Genomic DNA, 20,671 nt, shown 5'->3' with positions numbered 1-20,671 from the left:
CATGATAAAACGACATCACGGTAAGAATTTCACACTGCTCTTCGTCGCTGGCCTTGCCTTTTCTGCAATTGCAGAACGTCCCCGCCCCAATATTCTGCTGTTCTTTGTCGATGACATGGGGATCGGGGATCTATCGGCCTATCAGGCCTTCACCGGAATTGATGACTCGGTTCAAATCCACACGCCAACAATGGATGCGCTGGCGGCGGAGGGCATCCTTTTCACCGATACCCATACGGCCGCATCGCTCTGTTCCCCGTCACGCTGGGGTCTGCTGACCGGCAAACACCCATGGCGGCGCGCTGATGTTGGCCATACCCTATTGAGCAGCAAGGAAAAATGCTTTCTGGGGGGAGAAAAAACCCTGCCCGAAGCCATGCAAAAGGCCGGTTACCGCACATACGGGGTTGGCAAATGGCATGTCGGCCTAGGCATCAACAAACAGAAAGTGCTGACCCAAGGGCCGCTCGACTTTGGCTTCGATCACTTTTTCGGACAGCCTCACAATCCGGGGATCAACGGCAGCGGCCCGTTCATTGAAGAACGGGGATTTTCAGCTCTGGATGCAGATATGAAACTCCTGCCGGTTGGAGTCAAAGGGCCGCGGGTAAAATTCACCTGCGCGCAGTACGGGCAGAACTATCTGGATCATTTCCGGAAATATGCCAGCGAGGTGGCTGCGGGAGGCGAGTTTTCTGGCAAGCCCTTCTTTATGTATTTTTCCCCGAACTCAAACCACACGCCTTACTGGCCCGCCGAGCAGATTGACGGCATTCAGGTGATTGGCGAATCGCGGACGCTCTCCGGCGAAAGCACGGTCACCAAACTCGCCCCGCTGCTCGATGACCATCGGGATGATCAAGAACGCTACAAGCTGACCCACGACAGCAAAAAACGCGGCGACATGATTCTGGAAAACGATGTCATCCTCGGCCGTATCCTGAAATGGCTCGACGAAACCGACGACCCGCGCTATCCCGGCCACAAGATGCGCGACAACACGCTGATTGTCTTTACCAGTGATAACGGATCAGACGTTCGCCTGCATCAGAACGCAGAGAGAAGCGTCCCCGCACACGGTCAACTCAGCGGCCATAAAAACACCCAGTTTGAAGGCGGCCACCGCGTGCCCTTTTTTGCGGTCTGGCCGGGAAAAATTCCAGAAGGAAAAACCAGCGATCTCCCGATTTCGCTGCTGGACCTCTTTGCGACCTTTACCGAACTGGCCGGAACGTCACCGGATGAGGATGCGGCCCCCGACAGCATCAACCTGCTGCCCCACTGGCTGAACCCGGATACGGCATTCTCTCGCAAAGCACCGCTCATCACGCTCGGAGGAAAAGCCACTCCGGACATGATCAAGGGCGAAGGCGGCAAGGATTGGATTTCAATTCGCGACGGGCAGTTTAAACTGACGCTGACCAAAGCCGACTTTGTGAATGGAACGGGCGAGCCGGTTGGACTCTATGATTTCAGTAAAACACTCGTAGAGGATTCCAAGACCAACCTGATCGACAATCCCGAATATGCCGGGCAACTGAAAAAGATGCAGAAGGCGCTTAAAAAAGCGGCCACGGAGGGGCGCACCCGCTAATTCCTTATGAATAATTTCCACGATCAAACCACTTACCGGAAACGGCTCGCCACGGGGATTTTTCTCTCGTTGCTGGCTTCCCTGCTGATGACGGTTGCGCAGGCCGATCGTCCCAACGTACTCTTTATCGCTGTGGACGACCTGCGTCCGCGGCTCGGGTGCATGGGCGACGCGCATGCCATCAGCCCGAATATCGATCAATTGGCGGATCAAGGGTTCTTGTTCAAGCAGGCGTTCTGCCAGGCGGCCGCCTGTTTTCCGTCGCGCGTGAGCGTGCTCTCTGGCTTCCGCCCCGAATCGATCGGCATGACCGGAACCTTCGAGTCCGAGAAGGTGCCCGCCGGAACCATCGCACTGCCCCGGCAGTTTAAGCAGCATGGCTACACCACCGTCATGGCCGGCAAGGTGTGGCATAATTCCAATGACGATACGGGTGGCTGGACGCGCATCCGCGATGATCATGGAATCCGAGGCGGCTACAGCCCGGGCTACCAGCTGAAGTCCAATCAGGACAGCGTCCAAAACTATCTAAAAAGCGACAAGCTTCCCCTCGAACTACCGCGCTCCGAATCCTGCGAAATGATCGATTATCCCGATGACCTCGCCCCCGACGGGGTGATCGCCCAGATCGGGATCGACGAGCTTCAGAAACTGAGCCAAGACAATAAACCCTTCTTTTTGGCTCTCGGCTTTTACCGCCCCCACCTGCCCTATACTCCGCCAAAAAAATATTGGGATCTGTTTGATCCGGACACGTTGCCCGTCCCCAACTTCAACCCGGTTCAAAACGGACTGCAAGAGTGGTCGTCTCATGAACTGCGGCGCTATGGAGATATTCCCAACGAGGGAGACCTCGTGCCGGGAAGCGAGGTGTTCTCGGCGGAAAAAGCCAGGCAGCTGATGCACGGCTACTATGCCAGCGTGGCCTTTGCCGATAGCCAGATCGGGCGCGTGCTGAACGAGTTAAAGCGACTGAAACTGAACGAAAACACCATTGTCGTGCTTTGGAGCGACAATGGATTCAGCTCCGGCGACCATAGCTGGTGGGGAAAATACACCAACCTGCGAACCAGCACGCAAATCGCCTTGATGATTTCCGTCCCCGGGAAGAAAAAAGGGGTGGAGAGCAGCGCCTTCGTGGAGTTGGTCGATCTCTATCCGACCCTCTGCGAGCTGACCGGAATCGCCAAGCCGGATTGGCTCGAAGGAACCAGCTTTGCTCCATTGCTCGACCAGCCGGATCGCCCCTGGAAAGAAGCGGTTTTCACCACGGCCCATGGGCGCGTTCCGGCCATCCGAACCCGCGACTATCTGTTGACGATTCACAAAAGAAACAAAACGCCCGGTGGATCGAGCTATGAGCTGTTCGACCTGCGCAAGGATCCCAACGAAACCATCAATGTGGTCGACAACCCGGAATATGCCCCGACCGTCGAAAAACTGCTCAAACAATATCAGGCGGGCTGGAAAGCCGCCCAGCCAAAGGGCATGAAATGACCCCGCGCGAAAATTTCCTGCGAACGGTTCGCTTCGAACGGCCCGAGTCGATCCCGATGACGTTTCACATCAATGCCGCCTGCTGGCATCATTACGACCCAAACGCCCTGCAGGATTTGATGGAAGCCCATCCGTTTCTCTTCCCGGATTTCCAGCGGCAGGAGCGCGTTGAACCGGTCTACGAACTCAATCAACTGAAGGACAAGCCCTATACGGATCCGTGGCAGTGCGTCTGGGAAACGACGGACGATGGAATTACTGGTTCGGTCCATCAGCATCCGTTGCTCAATTGGGAGTCGCTCGCGGCCTTTCCAGTTCCAGACCCCGGAGCCTCCGATGGAACCTACCCGGTTGACTGGAGCGCGCTGCAGTCGCGGGTCGAACAGCAAAAGCGCGATGGAAAACTGGTTTGTGGCGGGCTTCCGCATGGGCACACCTTTCTGCGCCTTCAGGATCTGCGCGGCTATGAAAATGTGATCTTCGACATGATCGACGAGGAACCCCGGCTCAACACGCTCATCGAAATGCTGGCCGATTTTAATCTCGGCGTGGTCAACCGCTGGCTCGAACTCAAGCCCGATATGATGAGTTTTCCCGAAGATCTCGGCATGCAGGTTGGCCCGATGCTCTCGCCCGATAATTTCCGCACCTACATCAAACCGGTGTATGAGCGACTGATGGCGCCGGCCCGCGAACAGGGTTGCATTGTCCATATGCACTCCGACGGCGACATTCGAACCCTGGCCGCCGATTTGATCGACGGCGGGGTGGAGGCGATCAATCTGCAGGATCTCGTCAACGGCATCGACTGGATTGCCGACGCGTTCGCTGGCCGCACCTGCATTGACCTCGATATCGACCGACAAACCATCACCCCCTACGGAACACCGGCTCAGGTGGATGCCCTGATTCGCGAAGAGGTCGAAAAACTCGGCACCAAGAAGGGCGGACTCATAATGATCTACGGCCTCTATCCCGGCGTGCCGCTGGAAAATATAAGCGCCTTGATGAACGCGATGGAAACGTACGCTTTTTATTATGCATGACGTAGTGAACTTGAAAAAACGAATCTAACAAAAGGTAGGCAGAGAGGTCATAACGGATGAAATCAAGCACAAAAAAAGGATGGATCGGGCTCGTTTTGATGGTGGGAGTATGTTGTGGCCAAGCGGCGCCGAAGCTGGATCCGTTCGCGCCCGCGATTGTCACGGAGGCGAGCCAGATTGAGGCCGCGCGCGGCGTAATTGACCGCCTGGTTCCGGGATTGAGCAAACAGCTGAAGCTGGAGATCATTCCGCAGGAAGAGGGAAAGGATGTGTTTGAAGTAGACCGCGCCGGCAAGCAGGTGGTGCTGCGCGGATCGAGCGGCGTGGCGCTATGCAGCGGCTTTAACTGGTATCTGAAATATTCCTGCAACTGCCACATTTCGTGGTGCGGCGATCAGCTGAACCTTCCCCGTCCCCTGCCCCTGCCAGAGAGCAAGGTGCGCAAGCGCTCGCAGGGAGCCCATCAGGTCTATCTCAACTACTGCGTCTTCAGCTACAGCATGTCGTGGTGGAACTGGGAATGCTGGCAGCGCGAAATCGACTGGATGGCACTCAACGGAATCAATATGCCCCTGGCCGTGACCGGCCTCGAAGGCGTCTGGTACCACATGCTCCAGCAATTCAAAATGTCGGATGAAGAGATCCGCTCCTTCATTGTCGGCCCGTCCAACATGGCGTGGCAGTGGATGACCAATCTGGAAGGCTACGCCGGCCCGTTGCCGCAGAGCTGGATTGACAGTCATATCACCTTAGGCCGCCAGATTCTGGAGCGCGAACGCTCGCTGGGCATGACGCCGATTCAACAGGGATTTTCGGGCTATGTGCCGCGCAAGTTTCAGGAGCTCTATCCCGACGCAGAAATCGGAATGGGCCGCGGCTGGGGACTGGGAAGTTTTAAGGCGATCTGCCAGCTTGATCCAACCGACCCGCTCTTTGACGAAGTCGCCAAAGCCTTCTACGAAACCCAAACCGCCCTCTTTGGCACCAGCCATCACTATGCCACCGACCCCTTCCACGAAGGCAAACCACCGAGCGAAGAGCTGGACTATCTGGTTCAGGTGGGAAAAACCATCTACAAAAACATGGTGGCCGTCGACCCCGAGGCCACGTGGGTGATGCAAAGCTGGTCGATCCGTAAATCCATTGCTTGTTCGGTCCCGAAAAACCGCCTGCTGATCCTCGACCTCAATGGCGGGAAGTCGGGGTCCAGTGATGGCTTCTGGGGCTATGAGTTTGTCGATGGCATCCTGAATAACTTTGGAGGCCGCACCCGGATCCACGGGGACCTCGCTCGCTACGCAGAAAACCCGTTTGCATATAAATACGAAAAATATGCCACCATGAACGGCATGGGTTCCTTCAGCGAAGGGATCGACAACAACCCCGTCTTCTACGACCTGGCCTGGGAAATGAACTGGCACGAGGGGACGGTCGATCTCGACAACTGGCTGAAACAATACGCGGACCGGCGCTATGGTGCTCGCAGCGAAAAGGCCCATGCCGCTTGGAATATTCTGCGTCAAACCGCCTATGCAAAAGGAACCGGCGGAACCGAAGCCAGCTCGATGCTGGCCGCCCGCCCCGCACTCACGGTGATGAAATCCGGCCCCAACCGGAGCTTCATTCTGACCGGACAGAACAGCGAGATGGCGAAGGCCTGGGCATTGCTCCTAGCCGATGCGGACCAGCTCAGCGCCTCGGCTGGCTACCAATACGACGTGGTAGATATCGGCCGGCAGGTTCTCTCGGATCTCGCTCGCGACCACTACGTGAAGGTCGCCGACGCTTTCCGCGCGAAAGATCTGAAGACCTTCCGCAAAGAGAAGGCCTTCTTCCTCGGCCTCTTTGCCGACGTCGACCGCCTGATCGGAACGCGCACCGAATTTCTCTTTGGCAAATGGCATGCCGATGCCGTTCGCTGGGGCACCACGCCGGAGGAGAAACAGCGCTATGCCTACGAAGCCTCCATGCTGCCCACCTGGTGGGGCGGCGAAACCGGCCGCTATGGCATTCACGACTATGGCTGGCGCGAATGGAACGGCATGGTCGCCGACTACTATGGCGGTCGCTGGACGCACTTCCTGAACTTTCTGGAAACCTGCATCAAAAACGGCACCGACTATGAGGATGCCTCCATCACCAAACGGCGCATGGACTCCAACCCGATCTTCAAAGAGCTCATTGAGGTCGAACGCGAATGGATTGAAAAAGAGAAGCACTATCCCGCGACGCCCGTCGGCGACAGCATCGCGATCGCCCGCGAGCTTCAGAAAAAATATGCAAAGCCCCTCGCGGAAACCGAGAGCGTGATGCAGCTCGAATGGGTGCAGAAACGAAAAGCCCGCCTGATTATGGATTAGATTTGGGCGGACAGAGAGAAACCACAAAAGAAAACTGTAGGGCGAGACCTGACATGATGAAGACCGTTTATACACATAGGATATCCATAGGACTTTTACTTTGCGGACTGATCCTTCCGGCTGTTCAGGGTGCTCCGAAGCGTCCTAACATTATTTTGATGGTGGCCGACGATATGGGCTATGGCGAAATCGCCACCTATGGGGGCAGCGAGCTATTGACCCCCAACATGTCCAAGCTGGCCCGGTCCGGCATGCAGTTTAATCAGTTTTATTCGGCGGGCTCGGTTTGCACTCCATCGCGCATCTCCATTCTGACCGGCCGCTACCCGCATCGTTTCGGGATTAACAACAGCATCTTCAAGGATGACGGCGGTTGCCTGCCGGATGCCGAATCGACCACCATCGCCGAGTTGCTCAGCAAGGCGGGCTACTCCACCGCGCACATGGGCAAGTGGCATCTCGGCGGCACCGGAATGTTCTGATACCAGCTCAGATCATTCGCCTCGGGCCGGTTCTGATAATCGACGCCGTAACAGGGGTTCTCCGCCTTCGGGAACGAGCTCTGGGCGCGCACCGCGTGGTCGGCCACATAGTGAACGTCCGGCGGAAAGAAACTCTGATAGTTATCGTGCACCTTGGCGGCGACATTCGCCCACCAGCGAAAGGTCTGCGTATAGGGCGTCCGATTAAACAGCCGCGCCTTCAGCTCCACCAGCGAACTGCCCGTTTGCAGACAGATGCCGTGCAGGCCCTTCAGCCGGTTGATCGGATCGTGCTCCGACAGCCAAACGATTTTTGTTCCGTCTGCCGCCGTTTCTTGATGCACATCCGCCGGCATAAAGGTGCCGGGCTGATGATGCTGCGCCAGTTAAACTCCACCCCGCCCGAAATCCACGGACCGGCTAAGCCGACCAGCGCCGGCTTGATCACATCCTGCCGATAAAAGAAATCGTAGTCGGCATTCGCTTTGTCCTTCCCCAGGAAAATCCGCCCGCCGATCTCCGGCAGCATCACCAACCGAATAGTTTCATTCTCTAATCGGACCGAGTCGTAGGCCTGTGGCTGCGGCTCGTCGAACACCTTGTCGATAAACGGCACCGGATAGACCTTGCCGCACGATCCCTGATAGACCCGCTTCTCAAAAAAAGCGGGATTCTTTTCGGGCTGGCCGACTCCATAGGCTGGAATGTCGAGTGGTTCCCGAACAGATTGAACTTCCATAAAAAAACAACTCCTGAACTATTGGTATTTTTCCAAGGTTTGGAACATGGCCAGTAAATTTTCCAGCGGGATTTTGGCCTGCACATTGTGCACGGAGGAAAAGACAAACCCGCCGCCGGGCGCCAGCGTTTCGATCTGACGCGCCACCTCGTCGCGAACCTCCTGCGGGGTGCCGAACGGCAGGGTTTTCTGCGTATCGACGCCGCCGCCCCAGAACGTGAGTTTTTCGCCGTATTGCTTTTTGAGCATCGCCGAATCCATATCGGCGGCGGAAAACTGAACGGGGTTGAGAATGTCGAACTCAGCCTCAACAATTGAATCCAGCAAAGGAACAATACTGCCGCAGCAATGCATGAACGTTTTCCAGTTGGTATGTTCATGGATCCAACCGTTCACCTTCTTCTGGTAGGGCAGGAACAGATCCTGATACTGCGCCGGCGAACAGAACGGCCCGTTCTGGGTTCCGAAGTCGGTTCCGTTCGTCTGGATCACCGAAATCCTGTCGCCCACCGCCGCATGCAGGCGGGCCAGGTTTTGAATCGCGATCTCTGCCTGCTGCTCAAACACCGCCTTGATATAGTCCGGCCGGATCATCAGGCTGACATACCACTCTTCAATATCGCGAATGCCTTTCGGGTCTTTTAGAAAGGTGCCGGGCACCAGCGCAATATCGCCAAAAGTCAGGCCACCAAAGGTGCAGAACAACGCGCGATCGGTCTGCTCATAAAGCCGCTTGGCCCGATCCGCAATCAGCGTGAGTTCATCTGGTTCGATGGGGCCGAACTCCTCCAGGTTGTCCGCCGGATCCATGTTGTCCTCATCCAGCTCCGGTTGCCGCACGATGGCGTCAAAAAAACAACCGCCGTCGGGCATGCGGGCGGACGGGCCTACCGACCGGTCGTTACCCGGATATTGGAAAAGGTCGCCGCTCGCTTCGTATTCGGTATTAAACCCGCCGGGCACCAGCACGGGAGTTCCGTCGGAGAAGGTCCATTCCTTGAAATCTGCCGCGGGGAAACCGAACATCGTGCCGCTTCCGCAAATCGACACGGTATCGATACCAAGCACATCCTGCAGATCGTCCTTCACTTCGCCGAGCATCTGATAGGGTTCGACAATCTTTACCGGCGTGCCGGGAGCATCCAGTCCATAATGCTGCCGCAATTGATAGACCGAACTGGCGTGGATTCCAGCCTGAAACCCGCCGCCAAAATCCACCGCCAGCCGGTCGGGCTCCTGATGATTGCATGTCGATTCAATACGTTCTCTTGAAGTCATGGCCTTTTCCTTGTTCAAATTAATCCATCAGTTCGAGTTCAATTTCTTCCAGCGACTTGCCCTTGGTTTCCGGCACCTTTTTCAGGATATAGAAGAAACCGAGAATATTGATCGCCGCATAGAGCCAGAAGGTGGTTGCCGCGCCCAGACCGCTGTTGAGTATCGGGAACGTGTAGGAGAGGACAAAGTTGGCCACCCAGAGAGACAGCACCGCGATGGACATGGCCAGTCCGCGGATATGATTCGGAAAAATTTCCGAAATCAGAACCCACATCACCGGCCCCAACGTCGCGGAGAAGCAGGCAATTGCACCGAGCACCAGGATCAACACGCCAACGCCGGTCACATTGAAATGGAAGCAAAACCCGACGCCGATGTAGCACGCGCCCAGACCGAGCGAGCCCCACAGCAGCAGGATTTTCCGCCCAACCCGATCGACGAGCCCCATCGCAACAAACGTGAAGACCATGTTGATGATCCCGACAATCAGCAGGTTAAAGAGGATGCCGCTCACGTCGTAACCGGCCGCCTTGAAGATATCGTTGGCATAGTTGAAAATCACGTTGATGCCGCACCACTGCTGGAAAACGGCGAGGATCACGCCCATGGTGAGCACCTTCCGCAAATGCGGCTTAAACAACTCGCGCCAGGTTCCTTCCTTGTGCCCTTCCGTAAGGGTGTTCTCGATATCCTTCAGGGTCTCGTCGGAATAGCTCTGGCCGCCAATCTTTTCGAGCACCACGGCGGCTTCGTCGTCGCGCCCTTTCTTCACCAGCCAGCGCGGACTGAAGGGAACCATGAACATAAAGACAAAGAAGAGCACGGCCGGAATCGCCTCGGCCCAGAACATGACGCGCCAGCCGGTCGTTCCGTTCCAGGAGGCCTGCAGTTCATTGTCGTAAAAGGTGCGCAAGGCCTCCACGGGAAGCTCCGCGCGCGGAATCGAACCGGATTTCAATACCGCGATCATTGCCGAGGCATCGGCAACGGCAGGATCGAGCCCCTGCAGAAAGGATCCTCCCTCCAGCACCTTAATCTGATCTTTCGACAACAAGTCCGCGGAGGAAATGGTTTCCAGCGAAGCATCCAGCTTCGCCAGATTCTGCTGCATCGAAACCACCAGCGGACGGCTGGTTTCGATGTCCGAAGGAATCGGATGGGAACTGACGATGAGATAGTTGACAAACTGGGCCAGCAGGATGCCGATCACGATGGTCAGCTGGTTTAAGGAAACAAAGCGGCCGCGCATGCTCGCCGGCGACACCTCTGCAATATACATGGGCGACAAGGTGGATGCCATGCCCATGCCGATCCCGCCGAGCAAACGATAGAGAACAAACTGCTGAAAGGTCGGCGCATAGCCCGAACCCACGGCCGACAGAAAAAAGAGCACGGCGGAAAGAATCAACAGGCGTTTACGGCCATAGGTATCCGACGGCTTGCCCACGCCCAGTGCACCGATGATGCAGCCGACAATACAACTGCTCACGGCCCAGCCCTGCAAAGCCGGACTGCTCAGCCCGTAAACCAGCTCGTAGAATTCCTTTGCGCCGCCGATGACCACGAGGTCATAGCCGAACAGAAGGCCCCCGAGAGCCGACACCAACGAGATGCCGAAAATATACCCCAGATTAAATTTATGTTCCCGTTTCATTCGTTCTCCTTAGTCATCACCCGTTACACGCACAACCAATTCCCAGCAAACCGTCTCCGACGGTTCAATCTTCTTTGCACATCCGGCCTCCAGCGCGTCGGCCAGCGCATCGTACGGCGCGGTCGTCGGCTCCAAAGCCAAATTAAAATAGGGCGCCGAGCCGCAGCCCGACCACGCGCCATAGTTGATCCACAGTCCCAGATACGGAACCTGCGCCACGTCCCACGCCATCGTCAGGCGCTCCGAGCCGGACGGATCGGTCAGCCGAACCGACGACACTGCCCCCGCCTCGGTAAACGCTTTCACCGCCAGCGGTTTAAAATCGGGCGCCGCGGAATCGGGCACGGTAAACAGATGCGAAGGATTAGCCCGCTCGGGGTCACTCGCAGAGCGCACCTGCAACGCCGTCCACTCCGGCAGCTCAATCGTCATGCCCGGCCCCAGCGCAAACAGCGGATGCGCACACCATAAAAAGGGAAAGGCGGTTTCGCCCCGGTTTTCCAGCTGATACGAAAAGCGGAGCGTCGGCCCGTCGAGCCGCAGGGTGCGCATGAAGACAAACGGCGCGCATCGGCCCGCCGTCCGCAAAAGAAGCGTCTGCTCGTCCGGCTGCTCCCACGTGCAGGGAAGCGCCACCAGATCGCCGTGATCGGGAATCTCCAGCCCCGCCACCACACCGGGCGATACCGACGGAAAAATCTCATCCCAGCCGCCGCTGTCGAGCTGTTCAATATAGGATTCGCCATAAACCGCCGGACGAACCGGCAGCACCGGATTGCTCCACAGCCATTCGCGGCCAGACGCCTTCGAAAGCAAACGACGGAGTTTTCCGCCACATTCCGGCAAAACCTCCACCCTCCACTCTGCGTTCTCCAGTACCAGCGTATCCAACGTCGTCCCCTTCTCCGATGCATGATCCTTACAGTTAAAGCCATACTACACACCCTGAGCGAATCTTCCATAGAGCATTTTCCGGCAATGATGGACTATTTTACGATAAAATAGTGTTTTCGATCCAGATCTACCTCTACTATCTTGTTGAATACAATCGCTGTTCTATATAAACAGGATAAACCAATGGACAATTATCGTATAGAAGAAGGATTTGCCGGACAAATCATGCACGTGCTTCCGCGACCGCTGCTGGCAGAGGTCTCCACCAACGTGCTGGTCGGCGAACTGCACCCCACCGACATCGGCTGGTTTCCCCATGCGCTAAGCCACTACCGCGACCGCCCCGACGGATCGGAGCAGCACATCCTGATCTATTGCGCCGCCGGTCGGGGCTGGGTGGAGCTCGATGGCGCCCGCAGTCCGGTTCTGCCCGGGCAGATCCTGCTCATTCCGCGCGGCGTCCGGCACACCTACGCCGCAGACGAGACCGACCCCTGGTCCATCTACTGGGTTCATTTTTCAGGAATGGACTCCGACTGGTTCGGCCAAACCCTCAATCCCGAAAATCACCTCATCCCCACCGTCGCCGACGTAGAGAGCGGCATCAGCGATCTCTTCAACCGGATTCTGAAACGCTTCGACAACGGGATCACCCTGAACGCCATCCTCTATGCCAGCCAGGCCTTGCGCTACCTGCTCGCCATCACCTTTTTCGACAACCCCGCCTTCACCCTCGGCAATCCCTCCCGCAAACCGCATGAATTTCACGACGTCATCTCCCTGATGCGCCACCAGCTCGCCTCCGGGCTGACCCTCCAACAGATGGCCCACCGCGCCGGACTATGCACCTCCCGCTTCACCGAACTGTTCAAAAAGCAAACCGGTTTCCCGCCGGTCGAATATTATATCCGCCTGCGCATTCAAGAAGCCGGACGGCTGCTCGACACCTCCACGCTGTCGATTAAAGAAGTTTCTGATCGGGTCGGCTTCGAAGACCCCTACTACTTCTCGCGCTGCTTCAAGAAAATCGCCGGCCTCTCCCCCCGGCACTACCGACAGCGCATCAAAGGCTAACGTACGCTTCCGCTGAAGAAAACTCTTCAGATCCATCTAATTTTGTTATATATCTATACCCTACGTATGATCCGTAATCGCCAACAAGGAAGCAGCATCAAATTTGGTAACTGGAGAATCCCCGATGAAAAATATAGTTCTGTTTATTTTACTTATTGCGCCCACCCTTTGGGCGCAGCCCAAGCCCTTAATGATCGTTCCAGAGAAACCCGTGTTCTGCAAAGAATTCGACAACAAAAGCGATGTGGACAAGGCCTCGGTCAAATTCAACAAGGAAACCCAATACAAGGTCGAAGACGGCTGCCTGCATGCGATTCCGCCGCTGATTGCCTTCGCAGGCACCGGTCGCGACAGCAAGAGGGCGTCCAGTTCATTTTCCCGCGTCAATTTTCCCGAGCTGCCCAAGGATTATGTCTGCCAGTTCCGCTGGAAATACATCGCGCCCAAAAGCAAGAAGCTTCAGGCAAAAGGCATGGCCTATATGGATATGGGCCATCGCTGCATCCGCACCACCCTCTCCCGCGACGGCGTAAAGCTTTTGTTGGAAAATCATATGGTCGAAGAGAAGGCGGGAATCAAGTCCAAGCTGCTTCAACAAAGCGATGAGCTGAAGCTTGAAGATGACCAATGGTACGAAGTAACAGCTGAAGTAAAAGGCGACGAAGTGGTCATGCAGATCAACGGGCACATCCTATACGGGAAGGATGACCTGATTGCCGGCGAACGTGCCAACACCTTCAACATCGATATTAACGGCGAGGGCTATCTGCTGGACAGCATCATGATTTGGGAAGCCGGCGGCTATCAGCTCGGATGGGCATCAACGAAGAAAAAACTCGCAAAAAGCAGTCTGGAACATTGATCCGAATTTGAGGCAATTTCACCCAATCAAAGGAGATGCCATGCATACGCATTCCGCAATACTGACCTCACTCACTATCCTGATCAGCAGCATAGGCTTTGCAAAAGAATACACGCTGGATACCTCAATCGATTATGGTCAGGTTCTCGGCCGGCACGACATGGTCTTTAAGGATGCCCCGGCCAGCTATGATGACTGCGTGTTTATCGGCAACGGCATGATTGGCTCCACCATCTGGGCGCGGCCAGGCGAAGCGATCCACTGGAGCCTCGGACGCAATGATGTCTACAACACGCGCGAGGAGCGCGGCTCGCGCCTGCTGATCGGAAACCTTTCGCTGAAACTGCAGTCGCCGGTGGTTGCGCAACCCCTGCGTCTTTCGCTCCACAAGGCCGAGGCCAGCGGAAGCATCCAGACGAAAAAAGGATCGGTGGAATGGCGTTGCATCACCCCGCAAAGCAGCGATGTCGGCCTGATCGAATACACCATGACCGGCAAGGAAAAATTGGAAATCGTCTTTGAGGCCCTCCCCCCCGTGACGCCCGGCCAGCTCAACACCTATCTGAAGGAAAACTTTCCCAAGGAAAACTGGCCGGCGAAAAAGTTCAAGATCGATGAATATGGAAATCCGCTTTTCACGGCGTTCTACAAAACGCTCCCGACAGCCATGCGCATTCCGGCGAAGACCGGCACGGAGGGCGGCATCCACTGGACGACGCAGTTCTGCGAGAAGGGCCAGGGCTATGCGTTCGCCTGCGGCACGAAAAAACTGAGCAGCGGGCGCTATCTCTGCGCCTATAGCATCGACGCGCTCGCCAAGGGAGACGACCGCCACGACACCGTGGTGCAACGGGTTAACGAAGCCTTGCAACAGGGCTACGAAACGATTGCCAAAGAGCATTACCAATGGTGGGATGCCTACTACCAACGTACCTTCGTCTCTTTTCCCGACAACAAGATCGCCCGCTACTACTGGATCCAATTGTATAAAATCGCCTGTGCCACCCGCCCCGACGGCGTGGTGCTCGATGAAATGGGCCCGTGGGTGCGCCCGACCATGTGGGACCGCGTGTGGTGGAACCTCAATATCCAGATTGCCTACAACAGCATTATCTCCTGCAACCGACTGGATTATTGCGAACCCTTCATCCGGATTCTTAATGAAAACATGGAAAGCTGGCGCGGCAGCGCGGCCCCGATCACCGATGCCCCGGGCGCGTTGAATGTCGGCCGCACCACCGATATCTATGGCAACACCTCGGCCGCCGCGAAGGAGTTCTCCAACTTCACCTTTGCGATCTACTACTACTGGATGTATTGCCGCTCGCTCGGCGACGATCAGCAGCTCAAGGAAAAGGTCTTTCCGTTCATGAAAGGCGCGGCGACCTACATGATGGAGATGCTGGAAAAGGATTCCGATGGGATCTACCACGTCAAACGGGATATTTCACCCGAATACATGAAGTGCAAAACTGATTACCTCAGCACCAACTATGACCTCGGCCCGCTCGTCTGGAACCTGAATGCGCTGCTCTACCTCAACAAAGAGCATCAGCTCAACGATCCGGACGCCGCCGTCTGGCAGGAGGTGCTCGATAATTTGATCCCCTTCCCCGCAGACGAAACCGGCCTGCTGCTCGGCGAAGGAAGCCGCTTCGAGGAATCGCACCGCCACTATTCGCATCTGCTTCCGTTCTACCCCTTCCGCGTGATCGATATGAGCACGCAGGAAAACTTTGATCTCTGTAAAAAATCCTTCGAGCGGTGGGCGGCCCCGAAACCCGATGGAAAGCGGTCATGGAATGCCTTTGCTTTTTTTGGCGCGGCGCCGATGTCGGCCTGGCTGGGCGATGGCGACAAGGCGGTGGAATACCTTCACGGCGGTATAGACTGGACGGCGGAAAACACCTTTTTCAAACCGGCTCCGCCGGCGATTGAAAGCGTGCTCTGCCAGACCATCGGCGTGCATGAAATGTTCCTGCAGAGCAAAACCACCCATCCGGAAGACACCCTGTTGCGCATTTTCCCGGCGATGCCATCCACCTGGAAAAACGCCTCATTCAATCGGCTGCTCGCAGAAGGCGCCTTTGAAGTGGCCGGCAAATGGAAAGATGGAAAAATCGTCTTTGCGGAGATCACCAGCAAGGCCGGGAAACCCTGCCATGTAATCGCCCCCTTCGACCAGAAGCCCCAGGCACTCGGCAAGCGCGACTTCACCGTCACCGAAAGCAAAAACCCCAAAGGCGAAACCATCTATGCGATCGACCTGAAAAAGGGCGAAAGCGTCTTGCTGGTTCCTTTGAAATCCGCGCCTGTCGCGACCTACCGTATTGCGAACGACTCGTGAAATAATTTAAGCAATAAGGCAATTCAAACGGAGACGACCCCACATGAAAAAAAAATTATCCCTCACCATCATCGCCCTGCTGTTGCTCGGCAGTCTAGTTGTTCGGGCTAGAAAACAGCCGAACATTGTTTTTCTCCTCGCCGACGATCTCGGCTGGCCCAATCTCGGATGCTTCGGCAGCGAATTCTACGAAACGCCGAACATTGACAAATTAGCCGGCCAGGGGATGCGCTTCGTCAACGGCTATGCCACGGCGGTCAACTGCGCCCCCTCGCGCGCCTGCATCATGAGCGGTCAGTATGTCGGCCGGCACGGCATCTACAGCGTCAGCCACTATCAGGACAAGCAGCTGAAAGCCAAAGGAAATCTGGACCGCTTTCAACTCTTGCAGCCAAAGCTTCCCCATACACTGAACAACGAGGTGCTCACCTTGGCTGAAACGCTCAAAAAGGCGGGCTACACCACCGGCATGTTCGGAAAATGGCACTTGGGCAAAGCCGATCAGAGCCCATCGAATCGCGGATTTGACCAGGCCATTGAGAGCGCCGGCAAACACTACAACTTCACAACCACCCCGCCCATGGAACACGACCCCGATCAATACCTCAGCGACTTCCTTTGCGACAACGCCGTCAAATTCATCAAAGAAAGCCACCGGTCCGGGAAACCCTTTTTCCTCTACTATCCCGACTTCCTCGTCCACGGCCCGTTTGAAACCAAACCTGAATACCTGAAATATTTCCAAAACAAGCCCAAGGGAGAGCACCAGAAAAGCCCCATCGCGGCGGCGATGACGAAAGCGCTCGACGACTCCATCGGCCGCATCTTGGACACCCTTGAAAAACTGGGCATCGAAGACGAAACCTTTGTGGTCTTCACCTCCGACAACGGAGGTCTCGGCTATCCCGAGGACGGCAAGCGCGATGAAAACACCAGCAACTATCCGCTGCGAGGCACCAAGGGCATGGAGTTTGAAGGCGGCATGCGCGTGCCCTACATCTTCCGCTGGCCGGGCAAAATTCCGGCAAACACCGTCAGCAAGCAGAACATTATCAACGTCGATCTCTACGAAACCTTACGCGCGCTGGCCGGCGCGCCGAAGCCCCCGCAGCCGCTCGACGGCCTTAATCTCCTGCCGCTGCTTGAAAAGCCCTCCGACGACGCCGGCGAGCGCGACCTCTTCTGGTATCTGCCGTTTTACTCCGCCTTTAACCGCCCCTGTGTCGTGACCCGTCGCGGCGACTGGAAGTTTATCTACCTGATCGAAACCGAAACCAGCGAGCTCTACAACACCGCCGACGATATCGGCGAACGCAAGGATCTGGCGGCACAGCATCCGGAGATGGTTCAGGATTTCACCGTCCGCGCCCTCAAATGGCTCGACGACACCGATGCCCCCCGCATGATCCCCAATCCGGATTATGATCCAACGTCCGCCAGAAAAAAGAAATAGTCCCCAAAAGGGAAAAACACACGCACCGGAAACGGCCTCGTGCGCGCGCTCAAAACCATACGAACCACCATTAGGAGTAAAATATGAATCCATTTCGATATCACCTTATCCTCGCACTGACCACCCTGTTGTTCGGATTCCAACGTGGAGCCGAAGCAAAAGGATATGAACTCATTATTGTGGCCGGCCAGTCCAACGCACAGGGATGGAAAGGCAATGCGGCAGAGCTCGTCGCCAACCCGAAGGTCGATTCCAACATTCCGTTTTATTATGTCTACCCCGAAGGCAAAGGTGAGAATGCCATAGAAAATAAATCGAACGACTGGGAAACCCTCGGCCCGCAAAAGGGCCGCTTCCCCGCCGGCCACTTTGGTCCGGAAATCCAGCTTGCTCGCGAGGTCTATAAAGCCAAGCATCACCCCGCAGTCTTCAAATATAGCAGAGGCGCCACCAGCCTGTGCGGCGCCTGGCAGAGCGAAGGCGACGGCAAACTGACCGATGGAATGCTAAAGCACCTGGGTCGCGCCCTTCAGCTGATGAAAGACAACGGCGACACCGTGCACGTCGGCGCCTTTGTCTGGATTCAAGGCGAGTCCGATTCCCGCAACGGCGACCGGGGGAAATATGCCGCAGCGTTTAATGCCCTAATTAAATCTGTTGAAAAGGCGACCGGCGAAACCGGCTTCCCGATCATTCTCGGCATCGATGAACAACATAAGGCAACGGCGGCAAACACGGCCATTCTTGAACATCACAAGGACTATGCCGCCACCCATGCCAACGCAGAATTCACCTCGATGCTCGGACTCGAAAAAGCGGACGCCACCCACCTGACGCCCCCCGCCCTGCTCGAGCACGGCAAGGTTTTATTCGTCGCGTACCAAAAGCTGAACCCATAAAAGCGTGCTCCGACCCGCAGCGAATCAGACAGGATAATTTGGTGGCAGACACGAATGTGAGGCTGGCGTGTACTGGAGGAGCTGTGCTTGGGCCTGACAGTCGATTCATCCGCCCATCATTGCCCCAAAACCAAAAAAGGCTCCTGACCAACAAGTAATCAAAAGCCTTAAAAATGGAGCCGGCGGTCAGAGTCGAACTGACGACCAACGGATTACAAACCCAGATATATTCTTACGTTAATCATTAACTGTCAATCTTTTACAGGGGTTTCACAATGTGCTGTTACAGGCAGATACATAAAGAGACAAAGGGAGACGCAACAAAAACCGTAACAAAATATGGTTGAGCCAGTAGAAGTTCGGAAAACATTCTACAATTTAAAATAACTTCTTTTCTCGGAGGCATACCAGCCGATTATTCTGCAACAGGAATCAGTATCTTCTGCCGCCTAATATCAGTTCTCCCTCCCCTAGACCATTTAGTTTCCGAATGCTTTCAACCAACATACCATTACTGTCGGGAGCGCCGTCCCTGTTTGGCCAAATGCAGCAAGCATTGCCCCAAGGCGATTGACTTGCCATGCCCGTTATAGTCGTGAACAATCGTCAACTCGCTCGAACGCAAACGAAATTTGCCAATCGGCCACGGCAACTCGTCGCCGGCAAGCTCCTGGCCGTCCGGCGGATAAAACCGCTCCCACACGTGATCCCTGAATTCGCCGGCCCGCCGTAATTCTTCCGGATCAAGTTTCCGGGCATGCTCGATGCACCAGTCCAGTCCGTGGCCGTTCAGCATGCAGTCGTTGGCATCCTTGCATCCGGCGGGACAATCAACCGCATACACCCGTTCTCTGCCTAGGCGTGGAACCAAGAGCCGGCTGGCAGCCTCTCCCGGTTCATCGGCATCCATCGCCTGGAACACCGAAACAAATTGCTGCAACCAATCATAATCATTTCGGATATTCTCCTTTCCAAAGTGACAACCTATATCAGTACCGGACTGCACTCCCTGCTTTCGCACCCCTCTGCCCGGCTTCGGGATTTCAACCCGCTGCACCGGTTGCGGCTGATACATCCCATCCAGCAGACGCTTTTTGATCTCTTTCCAATGTTGCTGGAGCAGGCTTGCCGTTTCGTCGATGGTTCAACCATCCACTCCCGGCGTATGTTGTCATGGGTTGCCTCATATGCGATTTCTGTTCGTCAGGCCAGTGCTTTGCCTGCATCTTCCTCCCCACGCAACCTCGCGATTACGCAGTTGATGTTAAGCTAACGGTTCCCCCTGTCGGGTCCGTAAGGGACTTTCACCCCCAAATGAATGCGCCCTGCCGGGCGCACCAAAGAAAAAGGCTCCCCCGCAGGAGAGCCTTTGAACAACAACTGCTGGTGAATGATCAGCTGTCGCTTACTGTGCCTTGATAGAACTCTACACCGCGATAGCTGACGGCATAGCTTGAGCCCGTGCGAATCACGTCGAACGTGGCGGAATCGCCATTTTCGAAATCAATGTAGAGATTCGCAGTGGTATCGGTCAGGCGTTCAACCCGTGCACAATCCACCTGATGGAGTCCCAGCTTTTGGACTTCCGACTTCGGCATATCAACAACCGGGCTTTTGCCGTTCAAGTTGTTTTCCCCCGACCAGAATTCGATCGAGTTAAAGACAAGCAGGTCGAGAACAGCGCAGACCGGATAAACCAGCGTAATCCACAAGCCAACGAAGATTCCTTCCCGGCCCCAGCGGCTTTCCGCGGTCTCAAGGTTCCACTTAATCACTTTTTGGGTCAGCGCATTATGCCCCATGCAGCCACTGAACATCATTGCAGCCAACACTCCTGATATCGTTTTAATTTTCATGGTTTACACCTCTTCCTTTACCAAACCGGCGGCATCGTTGATTTGACCCGTATAGAACTCCCGTCCCTGATAGCTCACGGTGTATACGGCATCCGAACGGACAACATCAAACGTCATCTTGTCGCCATTGGAGAAAGCCATGTACATTTTCGCCTCGGTCTCGTTGATGCGCTCAATCTGGGCCATGTCGACCGACTTTTCTCCAAACACCTTATCCAGCGTTTCTTGTGAGATGTTCACCAGTGCGGGCTGGTCAGTCAGCGGGTTATCCCCCGACCAGAACTCGATCGAGTTGAAGACGATCAAGTCAAGCAGCGTGGAAACTCGGTAAACCCAGAATATCTGGAAACCGAGAAAGACACCTTCGCGTCCCCACCGGTTTTCCGTGACGCTCAAGTTTCCCTTTTTCACCTTTTGAGTGAGGCCCATATGGCCCATGCAACCCGTACTCATAAGAATACTGGCCGTCACCGCCGCCATCACTGGGACGGTAAAACGTTTCAGTCGGTCATTATTATTCATGTATCTGATCTCCTTTCAGAAGCCACTGCTTCCGGGTTTTTCATTTCCATGCTCATCCTTCATTTACCTGCACATCATCCTCTAAAATTCTTTTTGATGCCCAAATGACGCGTT

At 55.7% G+C, this 20,671-nt stretch carries 18 protein-coding genes; 10 read left to right on the top strand and 8 right to left on the bottom strand.

All coding sequences use genetic code 11. The annotated features are described in order from the left end of the window. Position 1: 1 nt before the first annotated feature. Genes SCARR_RS00325 through SCARR_RS00305 form a run of 5 tightly spaced genes read left to right on the top strand, consistent with a single transcriptional unit; the run spans position 2 to position 6,979 of the window. On the top strand, positions 2 to 1,594 hold the full coding sequence (locus SCARR_RS00325) for a sulfatase-like hydrolase/transferase (RefSeq protein WP_136059555.1): 1,593 nt from the start codon (positions 2 to 4) through the stop codon (positions 1,592 to 1,594). A 6-nt stretch (positions 1,595 to 1,600) separates the two neighbouring features. Then, on the top strand, positions 1,601 to 3,091 hold the full coding sequence (locus SCARR_RS00320) for a sulfatase (protein ID WP_136059554.1): 1,491 nt from the start codon (positions 1,601 to 1,603) through the stop codon (positions 3,089 to 3,091). Then, positions 3,088 to 4,137 carry a uroporphyrinogen decarboxylase family protein gene (locus SCARR_RS00315; protein WP_136059553.1) on the top strand — a complete coding sequence of 350 codons (1,050 nt, stop codon included), beginning with the start codon at positions 3,088 to 3,090 and terminating at the stop codon, positions 4,135 to 4,137. The genes SCARR_RS00320 and SCARR_RS00315 overlap by 4 nt, the downstream gene beginning before the upstream one ends. Positions 4,138 to 4,193: 56 nt before the next feature. Then, positions 4,194 to 6,497, top strand: a complete 2,304-nt coding sequence (locus SCARR_RS00310) for an alpha-N-acetylglucosaminidase (protein ID WP_136059552.1) — start codon at positions 4,194 to 4,196, stop codon at positions 6,495 to 6,497. Positions 6,498 to 6,550: 53 nt separating this feature from the next. After that, positions 6,551 to 6,979 carry a sulfatase family protein gene (locus SCARR_RS00305; RefSeq protein ID WP_168432854.1) on the top strand — a complete coding sequence of 143 codons (429 nt, stop codon included), beginning with the start codon at positions 6,551 to 6,553 and terminating at the stop codon, positions 6,977 to 6,979. On the opposite strand, the gene SCARR_RS28995 is transcribed toward SCARR_RS00305, so the two are convergent. From SCARR_RS28995 to SCARR_RS00285, 5 genes are read right to left on the bottom strand one after another with little or no spacing between them, the layout of a single operon-like run. Continuing rightward, positions 6,925 to 7,323, bottom strand: a complete 399-nt coding sequence (locus SCARR_RS28995; protein WP_222846109.1) for a DUF5107 domain-containing protein — start codon at positions 7,321 to 7,323, stop codon at positions 6,925 to 6,927. The genes SCARR_RS00305 and SCARR_RS28995 overlap by 55 nt on opposite strands. After that, complete coding sequence (locus SCARR_RS28990; protein ID WP_222846108.1) at positions 7,251 to 7,718, bottom strand: DUF5107 domain-containing protein; 468 nt, start codon at positions 7,716 to 7,718, stop codon at positions 7,251 to 7,253. The genes SCARR_RS28995 and SCARR_RS28990 overlap by 73 nt, the downstream gene beginning before the upstream one ends. A gap of 18 nt (positions 7,719 to 7,736) precedes the next feature. Further along, on the bottom strand, positions 7,737 to 8,996 hold the full coding sequence (locus SCARR_RS00295) for a uroporphyrinogen decarboxylase family protein (RefSeq protein ID WP_136059550.1): 1,260 nt from the start codon (positions 8,994 to 8,996) through the stop codon (positions 7,737 to 7,739). 19 nt (positions 8,997 to 9,015) lie between these two features. Further along, a complete protein-coding gene (locus SCARR_RS27960; protein ID WP_168432853.1) occupies positions 9,016 to 10,650 on the bottom strand; it encodes a sugar porter family MFS transporter in 1,635 nt (544 codons plus the stop codon). 9 nt (positions 10,651 to 10,659) lie between these two features. Then, entirely contained in the window at positions 10,660 to 11,541 is an 882-nt protein-coding gene (locus tag SCARR_RS00285) for an aldose epimerase family protein (RefSeq protein ID WP_136059549.1), read from the bottom strand. A gap of 186 nt (positions 11,542 to 11,727) precedes the next feature. Here SCARR_RS00285 and SCARR_RS00280 point away from each other — a divergent pair, with 186 nt between their 5' ends. The 5 genes from SCARR_RS00280 to SCARR_RS00260 all read left to right on the top strand — a co-directional run bounded on the left by SCARR_RS00280 (position 11,728) and on the right by SCARR_RS00260 (position 18,179). Beyond that, positions 11,728 to 12,618: an AraC family transcriptional regulator gene (locus tag SCARR_RS00280; RefSeq protein ID WP_136059548.1), complete on the top strand. Its 891-nt coding sequence runs from the start codon at positions 11,728 to 11,730 to the stop codon at positions 12,616 to 12,618. Positions 12,619 to 12,742: 124 nt separating this feature from the next. Further along, on the top strand, positions 12,743 to 13,480 hold the full coding sequence (locus SCARR_RS00275) for a hypothetical protein (RefSeq protein WP_136059547.1): 738 nt from the start codon (positions 12,743 to 12,745) through the stop codon (positions 13,478 to 13,480). 40 nt (positions 13,481 to 13,520) lie between these two features. Continuing rightward, positions 13,521 to 15,827, top strand: a complete 2,307-nt coding sequence (locus SCARR_RS00270) for a glycosyl hydrolase family 95 catalytic domain-containing protein (protein WP_136059546.1) — start codon at positions 13,521 to 13,523, stop codon at positions 15,825 to 15,827. A 43-nt stretch (positions 15,828 to 15,870) separates the two neighbouring features. Then, entirely contained in the window at positions 15,871 to 17,280 is a 1,410-nt protein-coding gene (locus tag SCARR_RS00265; RefSeq protein WP_136059545.1) for a sulfatase, read from the top strand. An 83-nt stretch (positions 17,281 to 17,363) separates the two neighbouring features. Next, positions 17,364 to 18,179 carry a sialate O-acetylesterase gene (locus tag SCARR_RS00260; RefSeq protein ID WP_136059544.1) on the top strand — a complete coding sequence of 272 codons (816 nt, stop codon included), beginning with the start codon at positions 17,364 to 17,366 and terminating at the stop codon, positions 18,177 to 18,179. Between the two features lie 511 nt (positions 18,180 to 18,690). Here SCARR_RS00260 and SCARR_RS00255 read toward each other — a convergent pair. The 3 genes from SCARR_RS00255 to SCARR_RS00240 all read right to left on the bottom strand — a co-directional run bounded on the left by SCARR_RS00255 (position 18,691) and on the right by SCARR_RS00240 (position 20,557). Beyond that, the gene (locus SCARR_RS00255; protein WP_136059543.1) at positions 18,691 to 19,254 is read right to left on the bottom strand and encodes a hypothetical protein; all 564 of its coding nucleotides are present in this window, start codon (positions 19,252 to 19,254) and stop codon (positions 18,691 to 18,693) included. A gap of 319 nt (positions 19,255 to 19,573) precedes the next feature. Further along, on the bottom strand, positions 19,574 to 20,035 hold the full coding sequence (locus SCARR_RS00245) for a DUF3332 family protein (RefSeq protein ID WP_136059542.1): 462 nt from the start codon (positions 20,033 to 20,035) through the stop codon (positions 19,574 to 19,576). A 3-nt stretch (positions 20,036 to 20,038) separates the two neighbouring features. Continuing rightward, positions 20,039 to 20,557: a DUF3332 family protein gene (locus tag SCARR_RS00240; RefSeq protein ID WP_222846107.1), complete on the bottom strand. Its 519-nt coding sequence runs from the start codon at positions 20,555 to 20,557 to the stop codon at positions 20,039 to 20,041. Between the last annotated feature and the right edge of the window lie 114 nt (positions 20,558 to 20,671).

The sequence above is a fragment of the Pontiella sulfatireligans genome (genome assembly GCF_900890705.1).
Taxonomy (GTDB): Bacteria; Verrucomicrobiota; Kiritimatiellia; order Kiritimatiellales; family Pontiellaceae; genus Pontiella; species Pontiella sulfatireligans.
This window is presented reverse-complemented; position numbering and strand designations above follow the sequence as displayed.

What these genes read in the sequence shown, in the direction of transcription:
- SCARR_RS00325 (WP_136059555.1), top strand. Translation starts at nt 2, where the DNA reads ATGATAAAACGACATCACGGTAAGAATTTCACACTGCTCTTCGTCGCT.
- SCARR_RS00295 (WP_136059550.1), bottom strand. Translation starts at nt 8,996, where the DNA reads ATGACTTCAAGAGAACGTATTGAATCGACATGCAATCATCAGGAGCCC.
- SCARR_RS00310 (WP_136059552.1), top strand. Translation starts at nt 4,194, where the DNA reads ATGAAATCAAGCACAAAAAAAGGATGGATCGGGCTCGTTTTGATGGTG.
- SCARR_RS00320 (WP_136059554.1), top strand. Translation starts at nt 1,601, where the DNA reads ATGAATAATTTCCACGATCAAACCACTTACCGGAAACGGCTCGCCACG.
- SCARR_RS27960 (WP_168432853.1), bottom strand. Translation starts at nt 10,650, where the DNA reads ATGAAACGGGAACATAAATTTAATCTGGGGTATATTTTCGGCATCTCG.
- SCARR_RS00255 (WP_136059543.1), bottom strand. Translation starts at nt 19,254, where the DNA reads ATGTATCAGCCGCAACCGGTGCAGCGGGTTGAAATCCCGAAGCCGGGC.
- SCARR_RS00270 (WP_136059546.1), top strand. Translation starts at nt 13,521, where the DNA reads ATGCATACGCATTCCGCAATACTGACCTCACTCACTATCCTGATCAGC.
- SCARR_RS28990 (WP_222846108.1), bottom strand. Translation starts at nt 7,718, where the DNA reads ATGGAAGTTCAATCTGTTCGGGAACCACTCGACATTCCAGCCTATGGA.
- SCARR_RS00260 (WP_136059544.1), top strand. Translation starts at nt 17,364, where the DNA reads ATGAATCCATTTCGATATCACCTTATCCTCGCACTGACCACCCTGTTG.
- SCARR_RS00305 (WP_168432854.1), top strand. Translation starts at nt 6,551, where the DNA reads ATGATGAAGACCGTTTATACACATAGGATATCCATAGGACTTTTACTT.
- SCARR_RS00280 (WP_136059548.1), top strand. Translation starts at nt 11,728, where the DNA reads ATGGACAATTATCGTATAGAAGAAGGATTTGCCGGACAAATCATGCAC.
- SCARR_RS00265 (WP_136059545.1), top strand. Translation starts at nt 15,871, where the DNA reads ATGAAAAAAAAATTATCCCTCACCATCATCGCCCTGCTGTTGCTCGGC.
- SCARR_RS00240 (WP_222846107.1), bottom strand. Translation starts at nt 20,557, where the DNA reads ATGAATAATAATGACCGACTGAAACGTTTTACCGTCCCAGTGATGGCG.
- SCARR_RS00245 (WP_136059542.1), bottom strand. Translation starts at nt 20,035, where the DNA reads ATGAAAATTAAAACGATATCAGGAGTGTTGGCTGCAATGATGTTCAGT.
- SCARR_RS00315 (WP_136059553.1), top strand. Translation starts at nt 3,088, where the DNA reads ATGACCCCGCGCGAAAATTTCCTGCGAACGGTTCGCTTCGAACGGCCC.
- SCARR_RS00275 (WP_136059547.1), top strand. Translation starts at nt 12,743, where the DNA reads ATGAAAAATATAGTTCTGTTTATTTTACTTATTGCGCCCACCCTTTGG.